At 72.4% G+C, this 16,058-nt stretch carries 13 protein-coding genes; 9 read left to right on the top strand and 4 right to left on the bottom strand.

Features of this window, described 5'->3' with window-relative positions; genetic code table 11:
- Positions 1-10 precede the first annotated feature (10 nt).
- Positions 11-1,291, top strand: a complete 1,281-nt coding sequence (locus IRX98_RS03295; RefSeq protein WP_235744734.1) for an acetyl-CoA C-acetyltransferase — start codon at positions 11-13, stop codon at positions 1,289-1,291.
- 102 nt (positions 1,292-1,393) lie between these two features.
- Here IRX98_RS03295 and IRX98_RS03290 read toward each other — a convergent pair whose 3' ends face one another.
- The gene (locus IRX98_RS03290; RefSeq protein WP_224273829.1) at positions 1,394-1,993 is read right to left on the bottom strand and encodes a class I SAM-dependent methyltransferase; all 600 of its coding nucleotides are present in this window, start codon (positions 1,991-1,993) and stop codon (positions 1,394-1,396) included.
- A 156-nt stretch (positions 1,994-2,149) separates the two neighbouring features.
- Here IRX98_RS03290 and pyrR point away from each other — a divergent pair, with 156 nt between their 5' ends.
- From pyrR to IRX98_RS03275, 3 genes are read left to right on the top strand one after another with little or no spacing between them, the layout of a single operon-like run.
- On the top strand, positions 2,150-2,728 hold the full coding sequence (pyrR, locus tag IRX98_RS03285; RefSeq protein WP_224273828.1) for a bifunctional pyr operon transcriptional regulator/uracil phosphoribosyltransferase PyrR: 579 nt from the start codon (positions 2,150-2,152) through the stop codon (positions 2,726-2,728).
- Entirely contained in the window at positions 2,725-3,663 is a 939-nt protein-coding gene (locus IRX98_RS03280) for an aspartate carbamoyltransferase catalytic subunit (protein ID WP_224273827.1), read from the top strand. Before pyrR ends, IRX98_RS03280 begins: the two co-directional genes overlap by 4 nt.
- The gene (locus IRX98_RS03275; protein ID WP_224273826.1) at positions 3,663-4,931 is read left to right on the top strand and encodes a dihydroorotase; all 1,269 of its coding nucleotides are present in this window, start codon (positions 3,663-3,665) and stop codon (positions 4,929-4,931) included. The genes IRX98_RS03280 and IRX98_RS03275 overlap by 1 nt, the downstream gene beginning before the upstream one ends.
- 2 nt (positions 4,932-4,933) lie before the next feature.
- On the opposite strand, the gene IRX98_RS03270 is transcribed toward IRX98_RS03275, so the two are convergent.
- A complete protein-coding gene (locus IRX98_RS03270; RefSeq protein ID WP_224273825.1) occupies positions 4,934-5,584 on the bottom strand; it encodes a hypothetical protein in 651 nt (216 codons plus the stop codon).
- 86 nt (positions 5,585-5,670) lie between these two features.
- Positions 5,671-6,396: a VOC family protein gene (locus tag IRX98_RS03265; RefSeq protein ID WP_224273823.1), complete on the bottom strand. Its 726-nt coding sequence runs from the start codon at positions 6,394-6,396 to the stop codon at positions 5,671-5,673.
- 32 nt (positions 6,397-6,428) lie between these two features.
- Between IRX98_RS03265 and IRX98_RS03260 the strand changes: the two genes are divergently transcribed.
- Positions 6,429-7,277 (top strand): VOC family protein, encoded by an 849-nt coding sequence (locus IRX98_RS03260; RefSeq protein WP_224273821.1) that lies wholly within the window; start codon positions 6,429-6,431, stop codon positions 7,275-7,277.
- Positions 7,278-7,280: 3 nt separating this feature from the next.
- Here the strand turns inward: IRX98_RS03260 and IRX98_RS03255 are convergent, their stop codons facing one another.
- Positions 7,281-8,519: an acetyl-CoA hydrolase/transferase family protein gene (locus IRX98_RS03255; protein WP_224273818.1), complete on the bottom strand. Its 1,239-nt coding sequence runs from the start codon at positions 8,517-8,519 to the stop codon at positions 7,281-7,283.
- A 168-nt stretch (positions 8,520-8,687) separates the two neighbouring features.
- Between IRX98_RS03255 and IRX98_RS03250 the strand changes: the two genes are divergently transcribed.
- The 4 genes from IRX98_RS03250 to IRX98_RS03235 all read left to right on the top strand — a co-directional run bounded on the left by IRX98_RS03250 (position 8,688) and on the right by IRX98_RS03235 (position 16,056).
- Positions 8,688-10,355, top strand: coding sequence for an ATP-binding cassette domain-containing protein (locus IRX98_RS03250; protein WP_224273816.1), 1,668 nt, complete (start codon positions 8,688-8,690; stop codon positions 10,353-10,355).
- Between the two features lie 80 nt (positions 10,356-10,435).
- Positions 10,436-11,623 (top strand): glutamine-hydrolyzing carbamoyl-phosphate synthase small subunit, encoded by a 1,188-nt coding sequence (gene carA, locus IRX98_RS03245; RefSeq protein WP_224273814.1) that lies wholly within the window; start codon positions 10,436-10,438, stop codon positions 11,621-11,623.
- The gene (carB, locus tag IRX98_RS03240; RefSeq protein WP_224273811.1) at positions 11,624-15,001 is read left to right on the top strand and encodes a carbamoyl-phosphate synthase large subunit; all 3,378 of its coding nucleotides are present in this window, start codon (positions 11,624-11,626) and stop codon (positions 14,999-15,001) included.
- A 2-nt stretch (positions 15,002-15,003) separates the two neighbouring features.
- Entirely contained in the window at positions 15,004-16,056 is a 1,053-nt protein-coding gene (locus IRX98_RS03235) for a quinone-dependent dihydroorotate dehydrogenase (RefSeq protein WP_224273809.1), read from the top strand.
- Positions 16,057-16,058 lie beyond the last annotated feature (2 nt).

Here is a 16,058-nt window from a genome sequence, read left to right as displayed (position 1 = left end):
GGATATGGACATGCAGACCACCACGCGCCCCGTCGCCGTCGTCGGCGGCAACCGCATCCCCTTCGCCCGCTCCAACACCGTCTACGCCGGCGTCAGCAACCAGGAGATGCTCACCGCCGCCCTCGACGGACTCGTGGACCGCTTCGACCTGCGCGGCGAGCGCCTGGGCGAGGTCGTCGCCGGCGCCGTGCTGAAGCACTCGCGCGACTTCAACCTGGCCCGCGAGTCGGTGCTCGGCTCCGCGCTCGCGCCGGAGACCCCCGCCACGGATATCCAGCAGGCGTGTGGCACCGGCCTCCAGGCCGCCATCCAGGTCGCCAACAAGATCGCCCTCGGCGTCATCGACGCCGGCATCGCCGGAGGCACCGACACCACCTCCGACGCCCCGGTCGCGATCAGCGACAAGCTGCGCAAGAAGCTGATGCGGGTCAACTCCGCCAAGGACACCGCCAGCCGGCTCAAGGCCCTCGGCGCCATCCGCCCCGGCGACATCGGCCTCGACATCCCGCAGAACGGCGAGCCCCGCACCCGCCTCTCGATGGGCGAGCACGCCGCCCTGACGGCCCTCGAGTGGCGCATCACCCGCGAGGCGCAGGACGAGCTCGCCGCGCGCTCGCACCACAACCTCGCCCGGTCCTACAACGAGGGCTTCCAGGACGACCTCATCACCGCCTTCCGCGGCGTCGAGCGCGACAACAACCTGCGCCCCGACTCCTCGGTCGAGAAGCTCGCGACCCTCAAGCCGGTCTTCGGTCGCGGAGCGGCAGCGACGATGACCGCAGGGAACAGCACGCCCCTGTCCGACGGCGCCTCGGCGGTGCTCCTGGCGAGCGACGAGTGGGCCGAGCAGCGCGGCCTGCCGGTGCTGGCACACCTCGTGGACGCCGAGACGGCCGCCGTCGACTACGTCAACGGACACGAGGGCCTGCTCATGGCACCGGCGTACGCCGTCCCCCGGATGCTGGAGCGCAACGGGCTGACGCTCCAGGACTTCGACTACTACGAGATCCACGAGGCCTTCGCCTCGCAGGTGCTCTCCACGCTGGCGGCATGGGAGGACCCGGTGTTCTGCAAGGAGCGCCTCGGCCTCGACGCGCCCCTGGGCTCGATCGACCGCGAGAAGCTCAACGTCACCGGCTCGTCGCTCGCCGCAGCACACCCGTTCGCCGCCACCGGCGGCCGGATCCTGCCGGTGGCTGCGAAGCTGCTCGCCCAGAAGGGGTCGGGGCGAGCGCTGATCTCGATCTGCGCCGCCGGCGGGCAGGGCGTCGTCGCCATCCTCGAGCGCTGAGCGGGCACTTCGTTCCGCCACGGAGCACCGACCGGGCGCTTCCTTCCACTGCAGCGGAAGGAGGTGCCCGGTCGGCGATGTCCAGCGCGAGGAAGCGCCCGGTCAGCGGGTGAGGCGGAACCAGGTGCTCGTGCGGCCGCGCGCGTTCGAGCCGTCGGGGGCCGCGGGGTCGTCCGGCACAGCCGCGACCGTCCAACCGCGGAAGGCACCCTCGAGGTCGTGCCGGGTGGCGCCCCGCGACTTCAACGGCCACGGCCGCGGAGGGGCGGCGTGCACCAGCACGGTGGAGCCGGGCAGCGCGAGCGCCGTGACGCCGCCGGCCATGAGGGTTCGGCCCGGGTCGTCGAGTCCCTGGAAGCAGCCGACGTCGAGGAAGAGGTCGAAGCCGGAGCCGACCCCGGAGTGGACCAGGTGCCGCACGTCGCCGATCACGAAGCGTGCGTCGTCGAGGCCGTTGCGGTGGACGGCGGTGTCCACTGCCTGGCGTACGTCGTCGACGCCGATCGCGTCCCAGCCGCGGTCGAGCAGCAGCTTGGTGTGCGCGCCGCGGCCGCAGCCGAGGTCGATGGCGCGGCGGATCCCGTCGGGGCGGTCGGCCTCCTCGCGGTCGAGGAGTCGTTCGAGGGTCGGTCGGCCGGTACGGCCTGCCTTCTCCCAGGGGATGATCCCCGTGCGGTATGCGGTGGCGTAGCCGATGCCCATGTTCAGTTCCTGACCTGCGTGAGACGGAAAGTACCGCTCCCTCCCGACGGTACTCCTGCCGCAGCCGATGCACTGCTTCCGGCTGCTAGGGTCTGAGCCGATCGACATCCTTTAACGAGCCGTCCCGTGAGGCGGAGAAGGAGGTCCGGCGCGCAGATGCCTGCCCCCGACAAGGCCGACCACCCGGCCCGCGACACCAGTCCCGAGAGGGCGGATCGCACCGTCCTCGACGCCCGTGACATCTCCCGGGCGCTGACCCGCATCTCCCACGAGCTGCTCGAGCGCAACAAGGGCGCCACCGACCTGGTCCTGCTCGGGCTCCACACCCGTGGCGTGCCGCTGGCGCGCCGCATCGCGGAGAGGATCGCCGCGGTCGAGGGAACCCCCGTGGCCGTCGGCGAGCTCGACGTGACGATGTACCGCGACGACCTGCGCTCACAGCCCACCCGTCGCGCCCACAAGACCGCGCTCCCGCCCGGCGGCATCGACCGCAAGGTCGTCGTCCTGGTCGACGACGTGCTGTTCTCCGGTCGCACGATCCGCGCTGCGCTCGACGCCCTCGCCGACCTCGGCCGACCCTCCGCCGTACGTCTCGCGGTGCTCGTCGACCGTGGCCACCGCGAGCTGCCGATCCGCGCCGACCACGTCGGCAAGAACCTGCCCAGCGCGCTGGCCGAGCGGGTGAGCGTCCGGCTCAGCGAGGTCGACGGCACCGACGAGGTGACGATCTCGTGAAGCACCTGCTCTCCGTCGACGACCTGTCGCGCGACGACATCGACATGCTCTTCGCCACCGCGGCCGACATGCACGACGTGCAGAACCGCGAGGTCAAGAAGCTGCCCGCGCTGCGCGGGCGCACGGTCGTCAACATGTTCTTCGAGGACTCCACCCGCACGCGGTCGTCGTTCGAGATCGCCGGCAAGTGGCTGTCCGCCGACGTCATCAACGTCAGCGCCAAGGGCTCGAGCGCGTCCAAGGGCGAGAGCCTGCGCGACACCGTGCTCACGGTCTGCGCCATGGGCGTCGACGGCCTCGTCATCCGCCACCCCGCCAGCGGCGCCGCGCTCCAGGTGAGCGAGTGGGTCGACGCGTCGGTGGTCAACGCCGGCGACGGCATGCACGAGCACCCGACCCAGGCCCTGCTCGACGCCTACACGCTCCAGCGCCGGCTCGGGTCGCTCGAGGGACGCCACGTCGCGATCATCGGCGACCTGACCCACAGCCGGGTCTTCCGGTCCAACGTGCAGTGCCTGACCAAGCTCGGTGCGCGTGTCACGGTCGTGGCTCCGCCGACGCTGATGCCCAGCGGCATCGCGGCGTGGTCGGCCGCGGCGGGTTTCGAGACGTCGTACGACGTCGACGCCGTGCTGCCGGAGGCGGACGCGGTGATGATGCTGCGGGTCCAGCGCGAGCGCATGTCGGGGGCGTTCTTCCCGAGCGCGCGGGAGTACACAGTCGGCTACGGACTCACCCGCAACCGGCTCGCGCTGCTCGGGCCGGACGTCCCGATCTGCCACCCCGGTCCGATGAACCGCGGTCTCGAGATCGCCGCCGACGCCGCCGACGCGGCCCAGTCGGCCGTGCTGGAGCAGGTCTCCAGCGGCCTGGCGATCCGGATGGCCGTGCTCTACCACCTGCTCGCAGGAGAGTCCGAAGGAGGCATTGCCTGATGTCGCTGGTGATCAAGGGAGCCTCGCTGCTCGGCGAGCAGACCACGGACCTCTACGTCGACGACGCGGGCGTCCTCGTCGACTCCGCGCCGGACGGCGCCGAGGTGATCGACGCCGACGGGCTCGTCGCGCTGCCCGGGCTCGTCGACCTCCACACCCACCTCCGCGAGCCGGGACGCGAGGACGCCGAGACGATCCTCACCGGCTCGCAGGCCGCGGCGCTGGGCGGCTACACCGCCGTCCTGGCGATGGCCAACACCTCGCCGGTGACTGACACCGCCGAGGCCGCCACCCGGGTCTGGGAGCTCGGCCGGGAGGCCGGTCTCGTCCACGTGCAGCCCGTCGGCGCGGTGACACGCGGACTGGCCGGCGAGGAGCTCGCGGAGCTGGGCCTGATGCACCGCTCGCGCGCCGGCGTCACGGTGTTCTCCGACGACGGGAAGTGCGTCCACGACGCCCGCGTGATGCGGCGGGCGCTGGAGTACGTCAAGGCGTTCGGCGGCGTCGTGTCGCAGCACTCGCAGGACCCGGCCCTCGCCGGACCGTCCGCGTGCTGCCACGAGGGCGAGCTGTCGGGCCGCCTCGGGCTGCCGGGCTGGCCCGGTATCGCCGAGGAGGTGATCGTGGCCCGCGACGTGATGCTCGCGCGGCACACCGGGTCGCGCGTCCACGTCGCCCACGTCTCGACCGCAGGCTCGGTCGAGGTGCTCCGCTGGGCGAAGGCGCAAGGCATCTCGGTGACCGCGGAGGTCACGCCTCACCACCTGCTGCTGACCACCGACCTGCTCGCCGGCTACGACCCGACCTTCAAGGTCAACCCGCCACTGCGACCGCAGGAGGACGTGGAGGCGCTGCGCACGGCGCTGGCCGACGGCACCATCGACGCGGTCGCCACCGACCACGCGCCGCACGCGCGCCACGACAAGGAGCACGCCTTCGTCGACGCCGCCTTCGGGATGGTCGGCCTCGAGACGGCGCTCGCGGTCGTGCGCACCGCCATGCCGGACCTCTCGTGGGCCGACGTCGCGCGGGTCATGTCGACGACACCGGCACGGATCGCCGGCCTGGCCGACCAGGGCCGGGCGCTGGCAACGGGGGCTCCCGCCCACGTCGTGCTGGTCGAGCCCGATGCCGAGGTCACTGTCGACCGGGAGGCATCGGCGTCGCTGTCTCGCAACAACCCGTGGCACGGGCGCACGCTGAGGTCACGGGTGGTGCACACCGTCTACGGCGGTCGGGTCACGGTCCGCGACGGCCACCTGGCCTGACGTCAGCGGCGGCGTCGCGGCCGCAGGTCGAGGACGTTGTCCGCACCACGGTCGCGCAGCGTCGTACGCCCGCGCGCGACGGTCACCGCGTTGCGGTCCCCGGTGAGCACGAGCCGGTCGGACCGGTTCAGCCGCAGCACGTTGTCCGACCCGGTGATGCGGGTGCGGAACGCCTTGCGCGCGCTGACCGCGTCCGACCCGCGCAGGCGGAGGAGGTTGATCGTGTCCGCGGAGAGGACCGACGAGCTGCCCGTCAGCTCGGCGTGCTCGACCAGGCCGGCCACGTCGACGCTCGAGCCGGACCCCGACACCGTCAGGTGCTGCACGCTCGGCGTGGTGACCGTGGTGCCTGCCCCGACGACCTCGAGGTCGGCCAGCGGCTTGGCGGTGACGGCGTTGCCGGCGCCCTCGACGACCAGACGGGTGGCCGACGGCATGGTGACCGTGGCGCCGTCGGCGGTGACGCGTACGACGCCGCAGGTGCCGCGCAGGTCGTAGGCGAGGTCGTCCCAGGCCAGCACCGTCTCCTCGCCGGTCTCGCACTGCACCGGGAGCGCGAGGCCGTCCGCCTGCGCGGGTGCGGCGGCGAGGGGCGGTGCGAGGAGGAGCAGCGCCAGGAGCAGGAGGCGCAGCGCGCCGGTCGTTCGCGTCACGGGTGTCCTCGTCCGGGTCGGGGCTGGTGCAACTCAGAGTTACATACCGAGGGTTCGCACGACGACACCACGGGACGTGGGACGGGTCACACCCGAGGCCGGACCATGCCGGTCGAGGGATCCCGGTCGGTGAGGCAGTAGACCTGCCCTCCCGGGGCCCGGAGCACGGTCCACCGGTCGTGGACGGCGACGACCTTCGCGCCCAGCGCCACGTGCCGGTCGGTGTCGCCGGGCCGGTCGGCGGTGGCGAGGTCGGGGTGCGCGCGCACCGGGCCCTCGGGCTCGTCGAGGCGCTGGAGCAGGATCCGCGGCTGGTCGGGGGCGACGAGCCGGGCGAAGCCCGACGACGACGCCTCCTGCAGCTCGCGACCGGTCAGCTCGCTCCAGAAGGCCGTCTCGGTGTCCCAGTGCTCGCCAGGGATGTCGAGGCAGACCTGGTCGAGGATCGTGGCGCCGTCGCGCGCGAGCACCGGGTCGCCCTCCACCAGCGTCTGGCAGAAGACGAAGCCGCCGGGCGAGCGCATCACCTCGACGTCGTGGTAGGTCCAGGCGGTGGTCGCGCCGAGGTCGCGGGCCAGCGCGACGCTCGCCGGGCGGTCGTGGGTGTCCAGGTCGAGGTGGATCCCGGCCGGTTCGTCCACGGCCTGCAGCTTGACGTACGCCGCTCCGGTCGGCGGGAGGAGCGTGAGGAACTGCCCGTCCTCGCCACGCCGCTCGGAGGACTGCCAGCCGGTGACCGCGGCCCAGAAGTCCACGGCCTCGTCGAAGGAGGCAGCCGGGGTGTCGAGGAAGAGCTGGATCCACGGGACCATGGGCCGATCCTCACACGTCGTACAGTCACGAGATGAGTGACGTCCCGAACCTGCTCCACACCGTCCTCGACGCGGTCGACGTGCGTGCGGAGGCGGAGTTCTGGCGCCGGCTGCTCGGGCTCGCCTACCGCGCCGGCGACGAGGTGCCCGACGACGGGGGCGACGACGCCGACTGGCTGGTGCTCCTCGACGCCGACGGCGGCCGCGGTCTGGCGATCCAGGAGGTCGACGCGATGACGCCCACCCGCTGGCCGGAGCCCGGACACCCGTCGGTGAGCCACCTCGACACGATCGTGGCGACGCGCGAGGAGCTCGACGAGGCCCACGAGCGGGTCCTCTCGCTGGGCGGCGAGCTCCGCCTCGACCGCACCGACGACCCCGACGAGCCGTTGCGGGCCTACGCCAGCCCCGCCGGTCACGTCTTCTGCGTCTTCGTGGCGCCGTCGGCGGACGCGCCGCGCGGCAGGTTCACCGGGACCTGCGCCTTCCGGATGATGCCGACCGACGACCTCGTCGCCGCGCCGTCCACGCTCGCCCTCGACGCCGCGGCCGGGGGCGCGCAGCTGCTGACCTACACCTGGCTGCACCCCGAGGACGGCGAGCAGGCCGGCAGCCTGCTGCTCGGCGCCCCCGCGCCGGACGGCGCCGTCACTGCCGCGTGGACCGACACCTGGCACCAGCGTGACCTGACCCTGCTCACCGGCGCGACGCGCGGCCCGGCGACCACCGTCGGCTACGACTACGCGCCCGGGTGGCGCTGGGAGGTCGACGTGGTGCTCGACGCGCCGGCGGGCGTCGGGATGGTCATGCGCAACGTCGTCCCCGAGGACCAGGACGAGCCCGCAGGTCCGTACGACGTGATGCGCGCCCGCTGGACCTGAGCCTCACGCCAGGCCCAGCTCCCGCGCCTCCTCCCAGAGGTCGTCGCGCACGCTCGGGTGGGCGGCGTGCTCGATGAGGTTGTGCGCCTGCTCGCGCTCGCTCCGGCCCCACATCCACGCCACGCCCTGCTCGGTGACGACGGCTCCGTGCTGGAAGGACGTCACCGGCTCGTCCACCAGGGGCACGATCGTCGAGACGTCGGCACGCGGGTGCCAGCTGCGCAGCGCCATGAAGGCCCGGCCGCCTGGGGAGTGGCTGGCGCCGACCGTGAAGTCGGTCTGGCCGCCGAAGCCGCTGTAGATCCGGGCCCCGATCCGCGAGGCGTTGGCCTGGTCGAAGAGGTCGACCTGGAGCGCGGTGTTGATCGAGGTCATCGCCGGCTGCTGGGCGATGGCGGCCGGGGAGTTGGTGGTCTCCGTGCGCAGCATCCGCACCCGCGGGTTGTCGTCGACCCAGTCGTAGAGCTCCTGGCTGCCGAAGACGAACGACGTACGCACCGGGGTGCCGCGGTCGAGCGCGCCTGCCTTCTCGAGGGTGAGGACCCCGTCGCTGAACATCTCGGTCCAGATCCGCAGGTCGCGTCGGTCGAGGACGCCGGCGATGGTGGCGTCCGGGACCTCCCCGATGCCTGCCTGGAGCGTCGCGCCGTCACCGATCTCCGCGGCGACGCGCGAGCCGATGAGGCGGGCGTCGTCGCTGGGGGCGCGGGCGACGTGGGTGGTGAGGGCCGCGTCGACCTCGACGCCGAGGTCCACGTCCTCGATCGAGATCTCGGCGTCGCCGAAGGTCCACGGCATCCGCGGGTTGAGCTGGGCGACGACCAGGGCGCCGCGCTCGCGGGCGGCCTCGATCGCTGCGGGCAGCACGTTGACCTCCAGGCCCAGGGAGACCCGCCCGTTGTGCGGCAGCGTCGTGTGCACGACCACGACGTCGGGCGCGAGGGGGCCGTGGAAGAGGCGCGGGACCATGGAGAGCCGGCACGGCACGTAGGACAGGCGCGGATGACGGCGGAAGCCCGGGCCGACGAAGGTCGTCTCCGGGACGATGCCGTCGTGCACGGGCAGGTCGCGTTGGGCGTTGAGGGCGTGCAGGCGTGCCTCGGGCAGCTCGGCCAGCACCGGGCCGAGCACGGTCACCGGCGTCGCGAAGTTGCCGCTGGTGACCACCCGCGGGGAGTGGGAGAGGGCGGCGCAGTGCTCACGCACCTCACGGACGGCCTGGTCGATCTCGACGACACGCATGGGCCCAGCGTGCCAGCCCGGGGCGGAAAACCAGTGGGACCTCCGGCCCTTCCGCCGTAGGCTGTTGGTCATCATGTGGATCCAGGACTGACCCGACTCGCGTCCGCGGCGGCGCACCAGTGCGCCAGAGGCCCGGCGAGTCACCCTCCTGCCCGAAGGTCGTCCCGCATGCCTGCCCGCACCCTGCTCGCCCCCCTCGTCGTCTCCGGACTGTCGGTGACCTACCCCGACCGCGCGGTGCTGTCGGGGATCGACCTCGTCGCCCAGCCCGGTCGGCGCATCGGCCTCGTCGGCGAGAACGGCGTCGGGAAGTCGACCCTGCTGCGCGCCGTCGCGGGACGGCTGCCCGCCCGTGCGCGGGTGTCCGGCAGCATCGCCGCGCCCGACGACCTGGTGCTGCTCGGCCAGGAGGCGCCGTTCCGTGGCTCTGCGACGGTGGCCTGGGTCCTCGCGATGACGCTCGCGCCGCTCCGCACGGCCGTGGCCGACGTCGAGCGCCTCGCCGCTCACGTCACGACGGTCGAGGGTGCTCGGGCCTACGAGCAGGCGCTCGAGCTGGCCCTGGCCCACGACGCGTGGGACGCCGACCGACGGGCGGCGCAGGCAGCAGCCCGCCTCGGGCTCGACGGCCTCGACCCCGCACGGCCGGTGCGCACCCTGTCCGGTGGCCAGCGCACCCGCCTCGCCCTCGCCACGATCATGACGACCCGCCCGGGCTGCCTGCTGCTCGACGAGCCGACGAACCACCTCGACGACGACGCGATCGAGGTGCTCACCACCTTCCTGCGCGAGCTGCCCGGCGTGGTCCTGCTGGCCAGCCACGACCGGGTCCTGCTCGACGACGTGTGCACCGACCTCGTGGACCTCGATGCCGGCGCGCTGGGCACCGACGGCGCGGGCGGTCGACGCTTCGGAGGCGGGTGGAGCGCCTACGAAGCCGCTCGCGCCGAGGCCCGCCGCCGCTGGGAGGAGACGTACGCCGCCCAGCAGGAGGAGCTGCACCGGCTGCGCGCCGGCACACGGATCGGCTCGGACGCGATCGCCCACGACCGTGGTCCCAGCGACGGCGACAAGTTCATCTACTCCTTCAAGGGCGGCCGGGTCGACCGGACGCTGGCACGGCGCAGGAGGGACGCGCACCGCCGCCTCGAGGAGGCCGAGCGCGACCAGGTGCGCAAGCCTCCGGCTCCGCTGGTCTTCCGCGGCGACCTGGCCACGGGCGCCACCGGACGGCTCGTGCACGCGCGCGACGTCGAGGTCGCCGGACGGCTCCGGCTCGAGCGCCTCGACCTCGCAGCGGGGGAGCACCTGCTCGTCACGGGCGCCAACGGGTCGGGCAAGTCCACCCTGCTCGGGGTCCTGTCCGGTCGGCTCCCGCTGACGGCAGGGTCGGTCGACGTGGCCGCCCGCACGGTGCGCGAGCTGACCCAGGACCCGCAGGTCGCCGACCCGGCGCGCTCCGCGCGGGCGGCGTACGACGACGCGGTGCGCGCACTCGTCGACCCACCTCCTCTGCGCGAGCTCGGGCTGCTCCACCCGCGCGACCACCGGACCGCCGTCGGCCACCTGTCCGTGGGCCAGCGGCGCCGGCTCGCGCTGGCCGTCGCGATCGCCGCGTCGCCGGACCTGCTGCTCCTCGACGAGCCGACCAACCACGTGTCGCTGGCCCTGGCCGGCGAGCTGGAGCAGGCGCTGGCGACGTCTCCGGGAGGGATCGTGGTCGCCTCGCACGACCGCTGGCTGCGGCGACGGTGGGAGGGACCGGAGCTGGCGTTGACGGCGTGGCCGGGCACGCTCGGCCGACGCCTCGCGGGCGTGGACACGATGCCGTCGTGACGTCGCCTCGCTGGTAAGGTCGGCGGCGGCTCGAACATCCTTTAACGATCCGTCCCGTGAGGCGGAGAAGGAGGTACGGCATGGCTCTGCCTGCCAAGAATCTGACCGCAGCGCTCCTGGTCCTCGAGGACGGGCGCACCTTCCGCGGTGAGTCCTTCGGTGCCGAGGGTGAGACCTTCGGCGAGGCGGTCTTCTCGACCGGCATGACCGGCTACCAGGAGACGCTCACCGACCCCAGCTACCACCGCCAGGTCGTCGTCATGACGGCTCCGCACGTCGGCAACACCGGGATGAACGACGAGGACCGCGAGTCCTCGCGCATCTGGGTCGCCGGCTACGTCGTCCGCGACCCCGCCCGGGTGCCGTCGAACTGGCGCAGCCAGCGCACCCTCGACGACGACCTGCGCGCCCAGGGCGTGGTCGGCATCAGCGGTGTCGACACCCGCGCGCTGACCCGCCACCTGCGCGAGCGCGGTGCGATGCGGGTCGGCATCTCCACGCTCGAGACCGATCCCGAGCGCCTGCTCGAGCGGGTGCGGGAGTCGGGGGAGATGACGGGCCTGAACCTGAGCGAGTCGGTCTCCACCGCCGAGGCGTACGTCGTCCCGGCACAGGGCACCAAGCGCTTCACGGTCGCCGCGGTCGACCTCGGCATCAAGGCCAACACCCCGCGGATGATGAGCGAGCGCGGCATCGAGGTGCACGTGCTGCCCGCGACCGCGAGCCTCGCCGACGTGCAGGCGGTCGCCCCCGACGGCCTGTTCTTCTCCAACGGCCCCGGTGACCCGGCGGCCACGACCGCGCAGGTCGAGCTCCTCCGGGGCGCGCTGCGCGCCGGCATCCCCTACTTCGGGATCTGCTTCGGCAACCAGCTCTTCGGCCGCGCGCTCGGCTTCGGCACCTACAAGCTCAAGTACGGCCACCGCGGCATCAACCAGCCGGTGATGGACCGCACCACCGGCAAGGTCGAGGTCACCGCGCACAACCACGGCTTCGCGGTCGACGCGCCGCTGGAGGGCTCGACCACCACCGAGTTCGGCGAGGCCACGGTGAGCCACGTGTGCCTCAACGACGACGTCGTCGAGGGCCTCGAGCTCCGTGACGCCTCCGGCGCGCTGACGTCCTTCTCCGTCCAGTACCACCCGGAGGCCGCCGCCGGCCCGCACGACGCGGCGTACCTCTTCGACCGCTTCTGCGACCTCATGACCGAGAGGCGTCTCGATACGCCGCTCGTTCCTCACGGCTACTCGACGACCGAGGAGAAGTAGATGCCCAAGCGCACCGACATCAAAAGCGTCCTGGTCATCGGCTCCGGGCCGATCATCATCGGCCAGGCCTGCGAGTTCGACTACTCCGGCACCCAGGCGTGCCGGGTGCTGCGCCAGGAGGGTCTGCGGGTCGTCCTGGTCAACTCCAACCCGGCCACGATCATGACCGACCCCGAGTTCGCCGACGCGACCTACGTCGAGCCGATCACCCCGGAGTACGTCGAGAAGGTCATCGCCAAGGAGCGCCCCGACGCGCTGCTGGCGACCCTCGGCGGCCAGACCGCGCTCAACTGTGCGATGGCCCTCGACAAGGCCGGCATCCTCGAGAAGTACGGCGTCGAGCTGATCGGCGCCTCGATCGAGGCGATCGAGCGCGGCGAGAACCGGCAGCAGTTCAAGAAGATCGTCGAGCAGCTCGGCGGCGAGTCCGCCCGCAGCATGATCTGCCACTCGATGGACGACCTGCTGGCCGCCGCCGACGACCTCGGCTACCCCATGGTCGTACGCCCCTCCTTCACGATGGGCGGCACCGGCTCGGGCATGGCCTACGACGAGGCCGACCTGCGCCGCATCGGCGGCTCCGGCCTGGCGGCCAGCCCGACCACCGAGGTGCTCCTCGAGGAGTCCATCATCGGGTGGAAGGAGTACGAGCTCGAGGTGATGCGCGACAGCGCGGACAACACGGTCATCGTCTGCTCGATCGAGAACCTCGACCCGATGGGCGTGCACACCGGCGACTCGATCACGGTCGCGCCGGCCATGACGCTCACCGACCGCGAGTACCAGAAGATGCGGGACCTCGCGATCGGCATCATCCGCGCGGTGGGCGTGGACACGGGGGGCTGCAACATCCAGTACGCCGTGAACCCCGCCGACGGCCGTCTGATCGTCATCGAGATGAATCCCCGCGTCTCGCGCTCGTCGGCGCTGGCCTCCAAGGCCACCGGCTTCCCGATCGCCAAGATCGCGGCCAAGGTGGCCATCGGCTACACCCTCGACGAGATCCGCAACGACATCACCGCGCGTGAGGACGGGCAGAGCACGCCTGCCTCCTTCGAGCCCGCGCTCGACTACGTCGTGGTGAAGGTCCCGCGCTTCGCCTTCGAGAAGTTCCCCGAGGCCGACCCGACGCTGACCACGCACATGAAGTCGGTCGGCGAGGCGATGGCGATCGGTCGCAACTTCACCGAGGCGCTGCAGAAGGCCCTGCGCTCGCTGGAGAGCAAGCACGCGCCCTTCGACTGGCACAAGCACTTCGACGACGACCTCGCCTCGGAGACGACCAAGGCGGCCCTGCTCGAGGAGATCAGCGTCCCGCACGACGGCCGGCTCAAGAAGGTCATGGACGCGATCCGGGCCGGCGCGACGCCGGAGGAGATCTTCGACGCGACCGCGATCGACCCGTGGTTCGTCGACCAGCTCGCGCTCATCAACGAGGTCGCGGTGCAGCTCATCGACGCCCCCGAGCTCACGCCGGACCTGCTGCGCCTGGCCAAGCGCCACGGCTTCTCCGACGAGCAGATCGGTCGCATCCGCGGCCTGAGCGCCGACGTCGTGCGCGGTGTGCGCCACGCGCTCGGCATCCGGCCGGTCTTCAAGACCGTCGACACCTGCGCCGCCGAGTTCGCCGCCCGCACGCCCTACCACTACTCGTCCTACGACGAGGAGAGCGAGGTTCAGCCGCGTGCGGAGGGCAAGGAGGCCGTGATCATCCTGGGGTCGGGGCCCAACCGCATCGGCCAGGGCATCGAGTTCGACTACAGCTGCGTGCACGCCTCGCTGGCCCTCGGCGGCGAGGAGGGAGGCGCGGGCTACGAGACGATCATGGTCAACTGCAACCCGGAGACCGTCAGCACCGACTACGACACCTCCGACCGGCTCTACTTCGAGCCGCTCACGCTCGAGGACGTGCTGGAGATCGTCCACGCCGAGCAGCAGGCCGGACCGGTGGCGGGAGTGATCTGCCAGCTCGGCGGCCAGACGCCGCTCGGCCTCGCGCAGGGCCTCGCCGACGCAGGCGTGAAGATCGTCGGCACCTCGCCGGAGTCGATCCACCTCGCCGAGGAGCGCGGCGCCTTCGGCCGCGTTCTGGCCGACGCCAACCTGCCGGCGCCCAAGCACGGCACCGCGACGTCGTACCCCCAGGCGCAGCGCATCGCCCACGAGATCGGCTACCCGGTCCTGGTGCGCCCCTCCTACGTCCTGGGCGGGCGCGGCATGGAGATCGTCTACGACGACGCCGCCCTGGAGGCCTACCTGGAGAAGTACGTCGCCAACGGGCTCATCAACGAGCGCCAGCCGGTGCTGGTCGACCGCTTCCTCGACGACGCGGTGGAGATCGACGTCGACGCGCTCTTCGACGGCGAGGAGCTCTTCCTCGGCGGCGTGATGGAGCACATCGAGGAGGCCGGCATCCACTCCGGCGACTCGTCCTGCGCGCTGCCGCCGATCACGCTGGGGCGCGAGGAGATCGACCGGATCCGCCGCTCGACCGAGGCGATCGCCCGCGGGCTCGACGTCCGCGGCCTGCTCAACATCCAGTTCGCCCTGGCCTCCGACGTGCTCTACGTCCTCGAGGCCAACCCGCGTGCGTCGAGGACGGTGCCGTTCGTGTCGAAGGCGACCGCCACCCCGCTCGCCAAGGCCGCGGCCCGGGTGATGCTGGGGGAGTCGATCGCCGACCTGCGCGCGATCGGCGTCCTCCCGGCCACCGGTGACGGCGGGCACCTGCCCGACGGCTCGCCCATCGCGGTCAAGGAGGCGGTCATGCCCTTCGACCGCTTCAAGACCGCCGACGGCCGCACCGTCGACGCGCTGCTCGGTCCCGAGATGCGCTCGACCGGTGAGGTGATGGGCTTCGACGCGTTCTTCGGCACCGCCTTCGCCAAGGCCCAGGCCGCGGCCTACGGCTCGCTCCCGCTGTCGGGCAAGGTCTTCGTGTCGGTCGCCAACCGCGACAAGCGCCACATGATCTTCCCGGTCAAGCAGATCGCCGACATGGGCTTCGAGATCCTCGCCACGGCCGGCACCGCCGAGGTGCTGCGGCGCAACGGCGTCACGGCCACGGTCGTGCGCAAGCACTCCGAGGGCGAGGGCCCCGACGGCGAGCCGACCATCGTGGGTCGCATCTGGGCCCGCGAGGTCGACCTGGTCATCAACACGCCCCACGGCGCGACCAGCGGTGGCTCCCCGCGCATGGACGGCTACGACATCCGCACCGCCGCGGTGTCGACCGACATCCCCTGCATCACCACGATCCAGGGCCTCGGGGCAGCCGTGCAGGGCCTGGAGGCGATGCGGCGCGGCGACATCGGCGTGCGCTCCCTGCAGGACTGGGCCGCGCAGCTGCGCCCGTCGGCCCCGGCCGGGGAGGCGTGAGGGTGCGTCCCTACGACGTGCTCTTCGAGCGGGGCCTGACCCGCTTCGACGCCGAGCGCATCCACCACGCGGCCTTCCGGGCGATCCGGGTGGCCCGACCCGTCACGAGCAGGATCATCGGTGCTCGTCAGGAGGGTCGAGCGGGCGCGTCTGCACAGGTGCAGGCGATGGGGATCACCTTCCCGCACGCGCTCGGCCTGGCGGCCGGCTTCGACAAGAACGCGGTGGGCATCGACGGGCTGGCCGCGCTCGGCTTCGGCCACGTCGAGGTGGGCACGGTCACCGGGGAGGCGCAGCCGGGCAACCCGCAGCCGCGCCTGTTCCGGCTCACCGCCGACCGCGCGATCGTCAACCGGATGGGCTTCAACAACGACGGGGCCGAGGTCGTCGCGAAGCGCCTCGCCGCGTGGCGGGCAGCCGGCGGGTCGACGGTCCTCGGTGTGAACATCGGCAAGACCAAGGTCGTCCCCGAGGACGAGGCCGTCGGTGACTACGAGAAGTCGGCCGGGCTGCTGGCGCCCCACGCCGACTACCTCGTGGTCAACGTGTCCTCGCCCAACACCCCGGGCCTGCGCGACCTCCAGGCCGTCGAGAAGCTCGAGCCCCTGCTCGCCGCCGTACGCCGTCGCGCCGACGAGGTCAGCCCCGCGCGCCGGGTGCCGCTGCTGGTCAAGATCGCCCCGGACCTCAGCGACGACGACGTCCTCGCCGTCGCCGACCTCGCGCTCGCGAGCGGTCTCGACGGCATCATCGCCACCAACACCACGATCAGCCGCGACGGCCTCGCGAGCAGCGCGGCCGACGTGGAGCGGGTGGGTGCCGGCGGGCTGAGCGGTCGGCCGCTGACGCAGCGCTCGGAGGACGTCGTGCGTCTCCTGCGCAGTCGCGTGGGTCGCGACCTCACCCTCATCGGTGTCGGTGGCATCACGACCGTCGACGACGCCCGGCGGCGCCTCGACGCGGGCGCCGACCTCCTGCAGGCCTACACCGCCTTCGTCTACGAGGGCCCGCTGTGGCCGCGTCGGATCGTGCGGGGACTCGCCTCGGATGACTGATG

It is taken from the genome of Nocardioides lacusdianchii, from assembly GCF_020102855.1.
GTDB lineage: Bacteria > Actinomycetota > Actinomycetes > Propionibacteriales > Nocardioidaceae > Nocardioides > Nocardioides lacusdianchii.
Note: the sequence above shows the minus strand (reverse complement) of the source record. Positions and strands in the feature narration are given on the sequence as shown.

Bases quoted from the DNA above. Each gene is read 5' to 3' on its own strand.
- IRX98_RS03275 (WP_224273826.1), top strand. From the start codon at position 3,663: ATGTCGCTGGTGATCAAGGGAGCCTCGCTGCTCGGCGAGCAGACCACG.
- pyrR (WP_224273828.1), top strand. From the start codon at position 2,150: ATGCCTGCCCCCGACAAGGCCGACCACCCGGCCCGCGACACCAGTCCC.
- IRX98_RS03250 (WP_224273816.1), top strand. From the start codon at position 8,688: ATGCCTGCCCGCACCCTGCTCGCCCCCCTCGTCGTCTCCGGACTGTCG.
- IRX98_RS03255 (WP_224273818.1), bottom strand. From the start codon at position 8,519: ATGCGTGTCGTCGAGATCGACCAGGCCGTCCGTGAGGTGCGTGAGCAC.
- carB (WP_224273811.1), top strand. From the start codon at position 11,624: ATGCCCAAGCGCACCGACATCAAAAGCGTCCTGGTCATCGGCTCCGGG.
- IRX98_RS03260 (WP_224273821.1), top strand. From the start codon at position 6,429: ATGAGTGACGTCCCGAACCTGCTCCACACCGTCCTCGACGCGGTCGAC.
- carA (WP_224273814.1), top strand. From the start codon at position 10,436: ATGGCTCTGCCTGCCAAGAATCTGACCGCAGCGCTCCTGGTCCTCGAG.
- IRX98_RS03290 (WP_224273829.1), bottom strand. From the start codon at position 1,993: ATGGGCATCGGCTACGCCACCGCATACCGCACGGGGATCATCCCCTGG.
- IRX98_RS03295 (WP_235744734.1), top strand. From the start codon at position 11: ATGCAGACCACCACGCGCCCCGTCGCCGTCGTCGGCGGCAACCGCATC.
- IRX98_RS03265 (WP_224273823.1), bottom strand. From the start codon at position 6,396: ATGGTCCCGTGGATCCAGCTCTTCCTCGACACCCCGGCTGCCTCCTTC.